Source organism: Saccharopolyspora sp. NFXS83, assembly GCF_026241095.1.
Lineage (GTDB): Bacteria > Actinomycetota > Actinomycetes > Mycobacteriales > Pseudonocardiaceae > Saccharopolyspora_C.
Window position 1 is genome coordinate 13,111 of the sequence record NZ_JAPFGB010000011.1, and the last position, 13,707, is coordinate 26,817.

General features: G+C 73.6%; 7 protein-coding genes. 5 read left to right on the forward strand and 2 right to left on the reverse strand.

Annotation, left to right across the window (positions count from 1 at the left end; translation table 11 throughout):
- Positions 1-676: 676 nt before the first annotated feature.
- From imuA' to OOZ19_RS14265, 3 genes are read left to right on the forward strand one after another with little or no spacing between them, the layout of a single operon-like run.
- Entirely contained in the window at positions 677-1,546 is an 870-nt protein-coding gene (gene imuA' / locus OOZ19_RS14255) for a DnaE2-dependent mutagenesis accessory factor ImuA' (RefSeq protein ID WP_266090579.1), read from the forward strand.
- Positions 1,536-3,557, forward strand: a complete 2,022-nt coding sequence (locus tag OOZ19_RS14260) for a Y-family DNA polymerase (RefSeq protein WP_416309434.1) — start codon at positions 1,536-1,538, stop codon at positions 3,555-3,557. The genes imuA' and OOZ19_RS14260 overlap by 11 nt, the downstream gene beginning before the upstream one ends.
- Entirely contained in the window at positions 3,554-6,856 is a 3,303-nt protein-coding gene (locus OOZ19_RS14265) for an error-prone DNA polymerase (RefSeq protein WP_266090580.1), read from the forward strand. The genes OOZ19_RS14260 and OOZ19_RS14265 overlap by 4 nt, the downstream gene beginning before the upstream one ends.
- Before the next feature lie 274 nt (positions 6,857-7,130).
- Here the strand turns inward: OOZ19_RS14265 and OOZ19_RS14270 are convergent, their stop codons facing one another.
- Positions 7,131-8,429 (reverse strand): ArgE/DapE family deacylase, encoded by a 1,299-nt coding sequence (locus OOZ19_RS14270; RefSeq protein ID WP_266090581.1) that lies wholly within the window; start codon positions 8,427-8,429, stop codon positions 7,131-7,133.
- Between the two features lie 58 nt (positions 8,430-8,487).
- Between OOZ19_RS14270 and OOZ19_RS14275 the strand changes: the two genes are divergently transcribed.
- Positions 8,488-8,949 carry a universal stress protein gene (locus tag OOZ19_RS14275; RefSeq protein ID WP_243791745.1) on the forward strand — a complete coding sequence of 154 codons (462 nt, stop codon included), beginning with the start codon at positions 8,488-8,490 and terminating at the stop codon, positions 8,947-8,949.
- A 447-nt stretch (positions 8,950-9,396) separates the two neighbouring features.
- On the forward strand, positions 9,397-9,996 hold the full coding sequence (locus tag OOZ19_RS14280) for a pentapeptide repeat-containing protein (RefSeq protein ID WP_266090582.1): 600 nt from the start codon (positions 9,397-9,399) through the stop codon (positions 9,994-9,996).
- Positions 9,997-10,407: 411 nt separating this feature from the next.
- Here OOZ19_RS14280 and OOZ19_RS14285 read toward each other — a convergent pair whose 3' ends face one another.
- Positions 10,408-13,596 carry a glycohydrolase toxin TNT-related protein gene (locus tag OOZ19_RS14285; RefSeq protein WP_266090583.1) on the reverse strand — a complete coding sequence of 1,063 codons (3,189 nt, stop codon included), beginning with the start codon at positions 13,594-13,596 and terminating at the stop codon, positions 10,408-10,410.
- Positions 13,597-13,707 lie beyond the last annotated feature (111 nt).

The following is a 13,707-nucleotide window of genomic DNA, read 5'->3' on the forward strand; positions in this document are numbered from 1 at the left end:
GGCGGGCTTCGCCGCCTACTGCACGGCTTCGCCGCTGAGTGCACGGCTTTGTCGGTGCCGAGACGGCTGAAAGATCATTGGTAGGGCTCCGCGGAGGGGCGGCACGGGGTTCCCGTGCCGCCCCTTTCGTGCGTTTCGGGGCGGGGCTGCGGGTGGGCGGGATTGTCGGTGGCCCGGTGCAGGATGGGGTCGTTCGGTCCGGTGGGCGGGGGCCTGGCAGGCCGTGTCGGTGCCGACCTGCGGTTATCGAACTTGTGTTCGCTCTTTGGTGTGAACGCCTTGACGGCGATGCCGTGGCCAGGGTTTACTTGGATCAGTCGAACGCAAGTTCGATCTCTGGAAAGGCCGGGAACGGCCTGGGCGGTCCGGGACGCGGGGTTCTCGGTCTGCCGGAATCCGGAGGTTCCAACGTCGCGGGGACGTGCGGAACGACGACGGGTGATCGCCAACGGGTGATGTCGAGGAAGGGGCGCAACGGCAACAGCGGTGGTCCACGAGCGGGGGCCACTGGAAGGACTGGAAGAACGCTGGAGCGATCGCCGTCGGGGGGCGGTTGTTCCACGGGGTGGTGTCGTTCGGGTGCAGACGGCACGACCTCTCCGCTGTCTCCCCACAGCGGACGTGGATGCCCGAGAAGGGGTCGGGCATCCCTGCGAACGAGGTGGGGAGACAGCGGATGTCCGCGAGTACGCCCTTGGTGGCGTTGGACGGGGTGGCCACGGCTCACGGGGTGTCCGTGGCTTCCTCGGCCGCCGAGGTGGGTGGCGATCCCGTTGCGGGACGGGTGCTGCCCACGCGGGCGGAATTCGCCGCCGTGCTGCCATGGCCAGGCCTGCGCCGTGGCAGCACGGTGGTGGTGCACGAATCGACTTCGCTGCTGTTCGCCTTGTTGTCCGAGGCGACGGCGGCGGGATCCTGGGCTGCCGTGGTCGGGCTGCCCGGTCTCGGACTGGCAGCGGCGGCCGAGGCCGGGGTGGAGCTGTCCAGGCTGGCCTTGGTGCCGCAGCCGGGCAGCGACCCGGTCGCGGTGATCTCCGCTTTGCTCGACGGGGTGGACCTGGTGGTGGTCGGTCGACCGGGGCTGGTGACCGAGGCCGACGCCCGCCGGTTGTCCACGCGGGCTCGGCACCGTGGCGCGGTGCTGCTGCCGTTCGGTTCCTGGCCTGGGGCCGAAGTGCGGCTGCGCTGCACGCAGGCGCGCTGGCACGGCCTCGGGCAAGGCCATGGTCACCTGCGGGAGCGGGAGATCACGGTGGGTGCGAGCGGCCGAGGCGCGGCTTCCCGGCCGCGTTCGTGCCGGTTGCTCTTGCCGGGCCGTGGCGGTCCGGTGGCGTCGCCGGTGCCTGCGGCGGAGATCGACGAGCCGTCGGTCCGGGATCGCGGTGCTGACGGACAGGGCGGTCTGGTCGATCGAGGTTCGGACGGCGGAAGCGGCCCGGACGCTTCGGACGGCTGGGTGATTCCGGGAGTGCCGGGGAACTCCGCGCGGACCGATCGGGGACGCAGCGCGCTGCGTTCGGTGGCGGGTGGCGACCGTGCCGGATGACGTCGCTGGCCGCTCCTCTCCCGGCCGGGCCGCGGAGGGCTTCGACGCTCCGGGCGCGGTGGAGCCGGAAGCGCGGCACGGGCGCGCGGTGCGGCGATTCCTCGTGTGGTGCCCGGATTGGCCAGTGGTCGCCGCGGCGCTCGCCGACGGGCTCGGGCCGCTGGCACCGGCCGCGGTGTTCAGCGCGAATCGGGTGCTGGCCTGTTCGGCGACGGCTCGGGACGCGGGAGTGCGGCGCGGGATGCGCCGCAGGGAAGCGCAGGGCCGATGCCCGGAGCTCGCGGTGTCCGAGCACGACCCGGCGCGGGACGCGCGGCTGTTCGAACCGGTCGTGACGGCGGTGGAGCAGCTCACGCCCGGCGTGGAGATCGTGCGGCCGGGACTGGTGGCGGTTCCGGCGCGCGGGCCGGCGCGGTACTTCGGGTCGGAGGACGCCGCCGCGGAGCAGCTGGTCGACCAGGTCGCCGTGCGGACCGGGGTGGAATGCCAGGTGGGTGCGGCCGACGGGCTGTTCGCCGGAGTGCTCGCGGCCCGGCGCGGGGTGCTGGTGGCTCCGGGCGGGAGCCGGGAGTTCCTCGCCCCGCTCGGCATCGCCGAGATCGACCAGCCCGCGCAGCGGCTCACGACGGACCGGGCGGAACTGGTGGATCTGCTGCGCCGCTTGGGCATCCGCACGCTCGGCGAGTTCGCCGCGCTGGTGCCCGGTGACGTCGCGACGCGCTTCGGCGCCGACGCGCTGCTGGCTCAGCGCGCCGCGCGCGGCGAGGAGGAACGTCCGCCGGATCGGCGGCGCCCACCGCCGGAGCTGGCGGTCGCCGAGCGGCTGGATCCACCGGTGGACCGGGTGGACGCCGCCGCGTTCGCCGCGAAGGCGCTGGCGGAACGGCTGCACCTGCTGCTGGGCGAGCGCGGCCTCGCCTGCACGCGGCTGGGCATCTCGGCCCGGACCGAGAACGGCGAACAGTTGCACCGGGTGTGGCGGTGCGCGGAACCGCTGACCCCGGCCGACACCGTGGACCGGGTGCGCTGGCAGCTCGACGGCTGGCTCAGCGCCCGCTCGCGGGAACCCCGCCCCACCTCGGGCGTGGCGGCGCTGGAGTTGTGCCCGGAGGAGGTCGTGGGCGCGGGCGGGCTCCAACTGGACCTGATGCGCTCGGCCACCGGCGCGGCCGATGCCCGCGCGGGCAGGGCGTTCGTGCGCGTGCAAGGCCTGCTCGGCCCGGACCAGGTGCTGGTGGGGATCCCTTCCGGCGGCCGGGACGCGCGGGACCGGGTGACGCTGGTGCCGTGGGGCGCGGAGCGCCGTCCGCAGCGGGAACCGGATCGGCCGTGGCCGGGGCGGATTCCGGCGCCGTCGCCGTCGGTGCTGCCCGAATCGCCGTGGCCCGCGACTGTCCTGGACGCCGCGGGAGAGCCGGTGCGGATCACCCCCCGGCTGGAGCTGACCGCACCCCCGCACCAGGTGCTGGTGCGGGGGCGTGCGCGGACGGTGGTCGGCTGGGCCGGGCCGTGGCCGTTGCGGGAGCGCTGGTGGGATCCGCCTCGCGGCGCCGCGGACGCGGTGGGTTCGGCCGCGCCCGCCTCGGGTGCCGGAACGGATGTGGCGGGGGCCGGTGTTCCGCCGGGAACGGTGGCGCGGATGCAGGTCGTGCTGGCCCCGGACGGGGAGACCGGCCGCGCGGAGCCGAGCACCGTCGCGCCGGTCCGGAACCTGCCGGGCGGTCGGCCACCGCAGCCGCCGCTCGGACGCGCGCACCGGAATGCGGAACCGAACGGCCCGGCCGAACGTGGCGCCCGGACTCCGGGTGATCGCTGCTCACACCGCCCGGACGGCGGCGAGTCCGGATCTCGCGCCGGTGCGGACTTCGGTTCGAACTCGCCCGACTCCGCGGCGACCGCCTCCGGTGGGCCGACGAACGCGTCGGGCGGGGATCCCGACGAGCAGGGCGAGGTCGCGCTGCTGCTGGTGCACGAGAACGACGAGTGGTGGGTGCAAGGGGTGTACAGGTGAGCTGGTTCAATCCACCGCAGTCCTGGTCGGAACTGGAAAAGGCGCTGTCCGGCAAGGGAACCCTGCCGCGCGACGAATCCTTCCCCGGCGATGGCGGGGACAGTCCGGCCTGGACCCGGTCCCGCGCGCCCTACGCGGGCGGCGGCGAACCCGCCCCCGCGGTGGTGCCGTACGCCGAGCTGCACGCGCACTCGCACTTCAGCTTCCTCGACGGCGCGAGCTACCCGGAGGAACTGGTCGCCGAGGCCGCCCGGCTCGGGCTGGAATCGGTGGCGCTGACCGACCACGACGGCATGTACGGGGTGGTGCGCTTCGCCGAGGCCGCCGCCGAACACGGCATGCGCACCCTGTTCGGCTCCGAGCTGAGCCTCGGTACGGCGGGCGCGCGGGCGAGCGCGCGCACCGGGGAACCGGACCCGCCGGACCGGCACCTGCTGGTGCTGGCCCGCGACCCGGCGGGCTACGGCCGGTTGTGCCGGGCGATCAGCACCGCGCAGCTGCGCGGGGAGGAGAAGGGCCGCCCGCGGTACGACTTGGCGGAACTCGCGGCGGAGGCCGCGGGCCACTGGCTGGTGCTGACCGGCTGCCGCAAGGGCGCGGTGCGCTCGGCGTGGGAGTCGGGCGGGATGTCGGCCGCCTCGGCGGAACTGGACCGGTTGGTGGCGTTGTTCGGCGCGGACAACGTGGCGGTGGAGCTGACCGATCACGGAGCTCCGGAGGACTCGGTGCGCAACGACGCGCTGTTCGAGCTGGCGCGGTGGCACGGCCTGCGGGCGGTGGCGTCCACGGCGGCGCACCTGGCCAACCCCAGCCGGGAGCGGATCGCGTCGGTGCTGGCGGCGATCCGCGCGCGCAGCAGCCTGGACGCGATGGACGGCTGGCTGCCTCCGTCGGCGGGGGCGCACCTGCGGTCCGGGGAGGAGATGGCGCGCCGGTTCGCCCGCTACCCGGGCGTGGTGGCCGCCGCCGCGGAACTGGGCCGGGAGTGCGCGTTCGACCTGCGCCTGGTGGCGCCGCGGCTGCCGCCGTTCGACGTGCCATCGGGCCGCACCGAGGCGGAGCACCTGCGGGAGCTGACGATGCGGGGCGCGCTGGACCGCTACGGCCCGCCGCAGCGGAGCCCGGCCGCGTACCGGCAGCTGGAGCACGAGCTGGCGGTGATCGAACAGCTGGACTTCCCCGGTTATTTCCTGGTGGTGCAGGACATCGTGCGGTTCTGCCAGGAGCAGGACATCTTGTGCCAGGGCCGGGGTTCGGCGGCGAACTCGGCGGTGTGCTTCGCACTGCGGATCACCAACGCGGACCCGGTGCGCTACGAGCTGCTGTTCGAGCGGTTCCTGGCGCCGGAGCGGGACGGTCCGCCGGACATCGACCTGGACATCGAGTCGGACCGGCGCGAAGAGGTGATCCAGTACGTGTACCGCAAGCACGGCCGCACGCACGCCGCGCAGGTGGCGAACGTGATCTCCTACCGGCCGAAGTCCGCGGTGCGCGACGTGGCGCGGGCGCTGGGGCATTCGCCGGGGCAGCAGGACGCGTGGAGCAAGCAGGTGGAGAGCCGGCACGAGCTGTCCCCGGACGACGAGATTCCGGGCCAGGTGGCGGAGTTGGCGAACGAGCTCATCGGGTTTCCCCGGCACCTGGGCATCCATTCCGGCGGCATGGTGCTCTGCCACCAGCCGGTGAGCGAGGTGTGCCCGGTGGAGTGGGCGCGGATGCCGGGCCGCACGGTGCTGCAGTGGGACAAGGACGATTGCGCCTCGGCGGGCTTGGTGAAGTTCGACCTGCTCGGCCTGGGCATGCTCTCGGCGCTGCACTACGCGATCGACCTGGTCGCCGAGCACCACGGCCGCCGCGTCGACCTGGGTGAGCTGGACCTGGCCGACGACGCCGTGTACGAGATGTTGCGCCGCGCCGACGCGATCGGCGTGTTCCAGGTGGAGAGCCGGGCCCAGCTGGCGACGTTGCCGAGGTTGAAGCCGCGGGAGTTCTACGACCTGGTGGTGGAGGTGGCGCTGATCCGACCGGGCCCGATCCAGGGCGGTTCGGTGCACCCCTACATCCGCCGCCGCAACGGCCTGGAGGAGTGGGAGTACGAGCACCCGCTGATGGAGGGCGCGCTGGCGAAGACCTTGGGCGTGCCGCTGTTCCAGGAGCAGCTGATGCAGCTGGCCGTGGACGTCGCGGGCTTCTCCGCGGCGGAGGCCGACGAGCTGCGCCGGGCGATGGGCGCGAAGCGCTCCGGGGAGCGGATGCGGCGGCTGCGGGACCGGTTGTTCGCGGGGATGGCGGCCCACGGCATCGACGAGGAGCTGGGGGAGCGGGTGTACGCGCGGCTGCTGGCGTTCGCCAACTACGGCTTCCCGGAGAGCCACGCGTTGAGCTTCGCGCTGCTCGTGTTCGCCAGCGCCTGGTTCAAGCGCTACTACCCGGCGGCCTTCTGCGCGGCGTTGCTCAAGGCGCAGCCGATGGGGTTCTACTCGCCGCAGTCGTTGGCCGCGGACGCGCGCAGGCACGGTGTCCGGGTGTTCGGGCCGGACGTGAACGCGAGCCGGGTGCGGGCCGACCTGGAAGCGGACGCGGAGTCGGACGGCGGGAAGGCGGTGCGGCTGGGGCTGGCGTCGGTGCGCACCGTCGGCGAGGGCGTCGCGGAGCGGCTGGTGGCCGAGCGCGCCGAGCACGGCCCGTTCGCGGATCTGGTGGACGTGGCGCGGCGGGTGTCGTTGACGGCGCCGCAGATGGAGGCGCTGGCCACGGCGGGCGCGTTCGGCTGCTTCGGCTTGTCCCGCCGGGAGGCGTTGTGGAACGCGGCGGCTGCCGCCGGGGATCGTCCGGACCGGTTGCCGGGCACGACGGTGACGGCGGCGGCTCCGGTGCTGCCCGGCATGGACGGGGTGGAGCTGGCGGCTGCGGACGTGTGGGCGACGGGGGTGTCACCGGACAGCTTCCCGGTGCAGTTCCTGCGTTCCCGGCTGGACGAGCTGGGGGCGGTCCCGGCCTCCGGCCTGTCCGATGTGGAGCACGGGAGCCGAGTGCTGGTCGGGGGTGCGGTGACGCACCGGCAGCGCCCGGCCACGGCTGGCGGCATCACCTTCCTGAACATGGAGGACGAGACCGGGATGATCAACGTGGTGTGCTCGCCGGGGCTGTGGGCGCGCTACCGCTCGGTGGCGCGCAGCAGTGCCGCGCTGCTGGTCCGCGGCACGGTGGAACGCACCGAGGGAGTCGTGAACCTCCGAGCCGACCGCCTCCAACGCCTCGACATGCGCGTCCCCTCCACTTCCCGCGACTTCTGCTGAACCCCGGCGCCACTCGCGCCCCGACCCCACGTCCTGTGGACACCTCACGCCCTTGTGGACAACTCCCGACTTCGCGAGGAATCGAACCCCACCTCCGCGTCGGAGATCACCGAAGGGCCTTGATGACCTGCCCTTTCACGGCAAGTTCGCAGTTCTTCCGTGGGGGCTCGTCTTGCGATTTCTCGCGAAGTTGCTCAGGGATGAGCAAAGTGTGGCCGGGTTTTTCGGGAGGTTTCGCGGGGTGGAGCCCGGGGTTGTGCACAGGGGTGGGGGGTCAGGCCGTGCCGCAGTGGCGGAGGGCGAGGAGGACGTAGGTGCGGGCCGCGTGTTCCAGTTCGGCCACGGAGACCTGTTCGTCGTGGGCGTGGGCGTAGCGGATGTCGCCGGGGCCGAACTGCAGCGTCGGGACGCCGGCCGCGGCGTACTGCCGGAGGTCGGTGCCGTACGGAGCTCCCAGCACCGCCGGCTCGGCACCGCCGGCGTCGAGCACCGCGCCGCGAGTCTCCTCCAGCAGCGGATGCCCCTTCGGCAGCCGCCCGCTGGCGAACACGCCACCGGGCCAGCTCACCCGCACCGGGTGCTCCGCGAACCACGGGTCGTCGGCGCAGGCCCGCGCGATGGCGGCGGAGAACTCCTCCTTCGCCTGCGAGAGGTCCTCGTCCAGCCGCACCCCGTACCGGCCTTCGGCGACGGCGAGGTCGGGCACCGTGCTGGCCCAGTCCCCGGCCCGGACCACGCCCACCGACAACGGGTACGGCAGTTCCAGGTGCGCGACGAGCGGATCCGGGTCGGCGTTGCGCCGCGCCTCCAGCTCCCGCAGCGCGGGCAGCAGCCCGGCCAGCCCGTCGACGGCGTTCACCCCGCGCAGCCGGGTGGAGCCGTGCGTGCTCTGGCCGCTGACCTCCAGCCGGAACGTGAGCGACCCGCCGTTGGCGGCGACGACGGTGCCCGCGCTGGGTTCGGCGAGCACGCACGCCTCGGCCCGATGCCCGCGCCGCAAGGTGGCGAACGCGCCGAGCCCGCCGTCCTCCTCGCCGACCACCGCGTGCACCCCGACGGGCCGCCGCAGCGAGATCCCCGCCGTGCGCAGCGCTTGCAGCGCGCCGAGGAACGCCGCGATGCCGCCCTTCATGTCGCAGGTGCCGCGCCCGGCGGCGATGCCGTCGCGCACGCGCAGCGCGTACGGGTCGCGATCGGGCCAGCGGTCCAGGTCGCCGGGCGGCACGACGTCGGTGTGCCCGCAGAACACCAGCGCCGGATCACCGTCGCCCGCGACGCCGACGCACCCGTGGGCCACGTCCCGCTGCGCTTCCTGGCCGGGGAAGCCGGGCGCAGCGGTGAGCTCGTCGAGATCGATCCGCCAGTGGTCCACCCGGTGCCCGAGGCCGCGGAGCCGGTCGGCGCACCACTGCTGCGCGTCCTGCTCGCCGGTGGTGCCGCCGACGCTGGGGATGGCGACGAGTTCCCGCAGGTCTCGCAGGATTCCGTCGAGGTCGACCGCGTCCAGCGCCCGGCGCTCGACCTCGGTGCGCGCGGGTTCGCCGTGCTCAAAGCTGCTGCGATAGGTCGTCACGCCCCGAGTGTGGCGCATGGTCGTCGGGGCGTGGCGGGCCTGCTACTACCATTCCGGCGTGGCCGAAGGCGACAAGACCGAGCGTGAGTTCGAAATCGGGAAAGACGGGCTGGGCGGCATCGTCGTCGGAATGGACGGCAGCCCCGCGAGCTTCCACGCCGCCGCTTGGGCGGCCGGGCTGGCCCGTCGCGAACGCGCGCGCCTGGTCCTGGTGTACGTCGAGGCGGTGGGCGGGGTGGCCTACTGGTCCCCGATGGGGGTCGCGGTGGCCAGCGAAGCCGCCGAGAGCCTCGTCGAGGAGTTGAAGAAGGAGGTCGTGGCGCACCTGCGCTACATCGACATCGACTGGGACTTCGTGCACCACCGCGGTGATCCGGCGGTGGGCCTGGAACAGGTCGCCGAGCAGTACCGGGCCGACCTGATCGTCGTGGGCCGGTCCCGGCGGCGCGGCGGGCTCCTCGGCACGGTGCCCGCGACGCTCGTCGTGGAAGCGGTGCGGCCCGTGGTCGTCGTTCCGTAGTCGCCACTCATTCTCGGTCGGATTGATCTTTCTCCCACTCCGCCGAATGGCGGATGCGAATGTGAGCGATCTTGATCCGGTCTCACGGATCGGCCGTCCGTGTGAAGATGTCGGGCATGAGCGAGGACGGGCCTGGATTCGAGCAAGGGCCGAACACCGTGTGCTTTAGCTGCGCGGGGTTCCGCAAAGTGAGTGAACCGCGCCTGTACGTCATCCAGGCCACTCGGGAGACCGAGACGGGCATGTCGATGGGCGAGTGGCGCAGCTGTGCCCATTGCGGCGGAGCGGGTCGGCTGCCGGGATTGCAGCCACCGATCTGATCAATTCTTTCCGGGCGGACCCCGTGTCGCGAACGGCGGTGCTGCTCACGTCGGAGCACACCCGGCGCAACGCGGCGCACCACGGGTGACCGGTCGGGTTCCGGGCGTGCTCTGCGAAGCTGGGCGCATGGCAGAGGCGCAGCGCACCATCGGCGAAGATTTCACCGACGCGGTGCTGACCGGCGAGGAATGGGACGGCCAGGAATTCGAGCGGTGCGATTTCACCGACGCCGAACTCGGAGCGTTGCGCACGCGCAACTGCGTGTTCACCGAATGCACCTTCACCCGCACCGATTTGGCCGAGTCGCGGCATCGGGCGACCGCGTTCCGATCCTGCCGGTTCAACCGCGCGGTGTTGCGCGATTCCAGCTTCGACGGGTGCAGCCTGCTCGGCTCGTCGTTCGTGGACTGCAGATTGAGGCAGTGGGTGCTGCGCGAGACGGACCTGACGCTGGCCGGGATGGGCCGCGCCGACCTGCGCAAGGTCGATCTGCGCGGCATCCGGTTCCGGGAAGCCAACCTCAGCGACGCCGATCTGCGCCGCTGCGACCTCCGGGAAGCGGACCTGGTCGGCGCGCGGCTGCTCGGCACCAGGCTCGACGACGCCGACCTGCGCGGGGCGCGCATCGACGCGGACGGACTCGCGCAGAGCACCCTCACCGGCGCACGAGTCGACATGGAGACAGCACTCGCCTTCGCCGCGGCACAGGGGCTTCGTTTGGACTGACTCTGCCTGGGCTCGTTCTGCTTTCGTGTCCGGGTGGCGGAACCTCAGCGGCTTCCTCGCTGCGGGATCTTTTTCCCTAGTGGCTCCGCCACGAGGGAAAAAGCTGTCCTCGCGAGGAAGCCGCTGAGAACCCGCGGGTGACCAGGTTTTCGACGTGGGCTATGCGCTTCGCGCATCCAGGCACGGCCTTCGGCCGCAAGGCAAGCGGGCTTCGCCGCCCAAGGCACGGCTTCGCCGTGAGGCACGGCCTTCGGCCGCAAGGCAAGCATCGCTTCGCTCGCCCACTGCACGGCTTTGCCGCGAGGCGGGCTGCGCTTCGCTCGTCCCTTCGTGGGCTGCGCCGCTGGGCTCTGCGGGCAGAAAGAACCGGCACCGCCCTCGGGGCGATGCCGGTTCTCGGTGCGTCGCGAGTTACTCGTTCGGCGGGCGCTGGGCGTCGTTGATCTCCTGCAGGGTGCCGTCGGCGAGGAGGTCGTTCACCGAACCGGGCAGCACGTAGGCCGTGCCACCGCCGGGCTGCTCGAACCACGGGACCGCCGTGCCGCGCAGCGCCTGGATCGGCCGCTGCACGCGGAACGCCGCGTACTGGCGGGTCGACCACTGCGGCGGCAGCGAACGCTGGCTGTACGGCGTGTGCGCGGCGTAGGTGACGTTGCCCGCCGGGTCGCCGAAGCGGTCCAGCTCGGTGCCGGGCTGGAGCACGAGGGTCCGCCGGTCCCGGTACAGCGTCAACGGCGGTTCGCCGCGCAGCGGCTGGATGTTCCCGGCCGGCTGCTGCTGTTGCTGGGGGTGCGGCGGCTGCTGCTGCTCACCCGGACCGTTCTGCGGCGGGCGCTTGATCGGCCCGCCGGGGCGGCCCTGCGGCTCGCCCTGCGGTCCTTGCGGGCCCGGTCCCTGCCGCGGCGGACCGGCCATGCCGGAACCGGGCGGGCCGGGGCGGCGCTCGGCGCCCCCGGTCGGGGCGGCACCCGGGCCGCCGTGCGGTCCCTGCGGTCCGGGCCCGCCCGCGGGCGGCCGACCGGCCGGGTCCTGCTCGGGGCGCGGTCCGCCGCGCTGCGGCAGCGGCTGGTTCGCCGGTGCCTGCTGACCGCCGGGACCCTGCTGTGGGCCGGGGCCTTGCGGTCCGCCCGGTCCCTGCGGCGCCTGGCCTTGGCCGGGGCCCTGCGGGGTCGGAGCGAAGCCGTTCGGTGCCGCGCCGTTGGAGGCCGCGCCGTTGGGGGCGGCGCCGTTGACGTTCGAGCCGGGCTGCGCCGGGGTCGGCAGCGGCTGGAACCGGGTCGCCTCCGCGTCGGGAGCGGCCGTCGGGAGGTCGCCGCCGTCGGCGGATTCCGGCTCGGCCGGTGCCTGGTTCGCGGTGAACAGGAAGTGCCCGCCGGTGCCCGCCTCGGGCTGGCGCTGCGCCGGCTCGGGCGGGGTGCTGCCGCGACGAGGCAGGTCTCCGATCGGGGCGCGCTGGGCCTCGGCCCCCGCGTCCGGTTCGGCGTTCGCCGCCTCGCGCTGCGCGCCTGCCGAGCGGTCCTCCGCCGGGCCGGATCCGGCACCCGCGGTCTCGAACTCGGCGGCCCCCGAGGGAGCGTCGCCGTCCGGTTCGTCCCGGTGGTCCTTGAACAGCCCATCGGCCGGGGACTCGGGCGTGCTGCCGAACGCGGCGAAGGGGCTGGATTCGGCGCGCTCGTCGGACGAGGCGGCGAACCCGGCGGCGGCACCGGCGGCGCCTGCTCCCATCGCGGCACCGCTCGCGGCCCCGGTGGGAACCTCAGCTTCCGGCTCCGCGGCGCGGGCCACGTCGGGCTCGGGCGCGGACGGTTCCGCAACCTCCGGCGCGTCCACCGCGGGCTCCGGCAGCGAACGCCGTCGCTGGTCCTCGGCGGCGGGCAGCGGCGCGGTGCTGGACAGCAGCAGGCTGCCGAGCAGGAACGCCGCCGCCTGATCGGCGTGCTCGAAGTGCAGGTCGCCGTGCAGGTCGTCCTCGCCCGCGGTGACGACCCAGCCGGGCTCGTCGCGCAGCAGGCAGCGCGCGTCGGCGGAGTGGCTGCCGATGCGGTACTCGTGGCCGTCGACGCCCAGCTCGGTGAGCCGGTCGTGCAGCCGCGCCAGGATCGCCTGCGTCTCGTCGAGGTCCTCGTCCGCGTCGACGCCGTGGCGCGATCCGAGTTCCTCGTCGGCGTCGCCCAGGTCCAGTCCGGCCGGAGCCTGCTCGACGCGTTCCGCGTCGTGGTCGATCAGCGGCTCCGAATCGTGGGTGAGCAGCGGCAGATCCGCCTCGGCCGGGGCCTGCTCGGAGAGCTCCTCGCGGTGGGGCAGCAGCGGAGTGCTCGCCGCGAACCCGGTGTCCGGGCCGGGGGCCGCGAACGCGTTGGCGTCGTCCGCGGAGTCCCGCCACGCCTCGGCCGGGGAGTCCTCGCGCGCTTGCGCGGGCGCGGGCAGCCGCACCGCGAAGTCGTCTTCCACGCGCGGCGTCTCGCCGGTGGCCTGGTCGTCGTAGCCCGCTTGGCCGGCCGCGTCGGCCTGGTCGAAGTCCGGCTGGTCGAACAGCTCGCGCACGGCGGCGTCCCGAGTGCGGTCGTCGACCTCGGTGAGGGCGAACCGGCGGGAGCGGACGTGCTCGACGAGCTCCGACTGCGGCGGCACGCCGTACTGCACCAGGTAGTACGGGACCGCGCCCGGCCACACCCACACGCCGTCGGTGTGCCAGGTGGAGGGCACCGACGCCGGGGCGTTCGGATCGAGCAGGTCGTCGTCGTTGTCGCGCGAGGCGAGCACGATCGGCGCGTTCTCCAGGTAGTGGCGCAGCGCGCCGACCTCGTCCTGGTGCACCGGCGCGCGGGTCGCCACCAGCGGGCGCCCCTGCTCGTCGAAGTCGTCGAACACCAGCGCAGTGCGGAACCCGGCGCCCGAATCGTCCGAAGTGGGCGGTCCGGTCGTCTCGGGGCGGGCCTGCTCGGCGGCGCCGAACGCGGGAGCCTGCTCCGGGGCCTGCTGTTCAGGACGGGAGGGTTCCCGCACCGGCAGCTCCGGTCCGGCCGGTTCCTGGCCCGCCCGGTCCTGGGCGGCGGGTACCTGTCCCGCGGGCTGCGGCGCGGCGGGCGCCTGCCCGGCGGGTGCCTGGGGAGCGGGCGCCTGCGGCTGTGCCGGTCCGGGACCGGCCGACTCCGCCGGGGCGGTCGCGGCGTCCAGCTTCCCCCGCATCCAGTCCGGCACGTTGTCGTCGGTGCGCGGGTAGCGGCGCAGCTCGTCGACGTACGCGGCGCGCGGCAGCGGGCGCTGCCACTGCGGCTCGGCGTCGAAGTTGATGTCGATGCGGTAGCTCGACGGCCGCTCCACCACGTAGAGCGCGCTGAGCCAGGTGCCCACATCGGGCCGGTACATGCCCTCGCGGAGGTGCTCGAAGATCGCCCATAGCTCTTCGGGCGGCTCCCACGGTTCGGTGCCACCGTCCTGGGCGGCGACCTCCCCGAGCAGATCCGAGTACTCGCCCGTGGCGCGGTACTCGACCGTGATCTGCTGCCAGTCCTCAGGTGCGGCCTGCAACAGCAGGACGCCGATCCTGCGGGCTATCTGTTCCTGCTCTTCCGGACTGATCGCTGTCGGACGCGACATGGGTGACATCCTCCCCCTCTCATCCAGGCACACCGACCCCACCCCGCGAAAACGCTACTCGAAGGGTCGATCGTGGTGTGTCTTCCCGGGTGAGTTCGGTGCAGTGGTTCG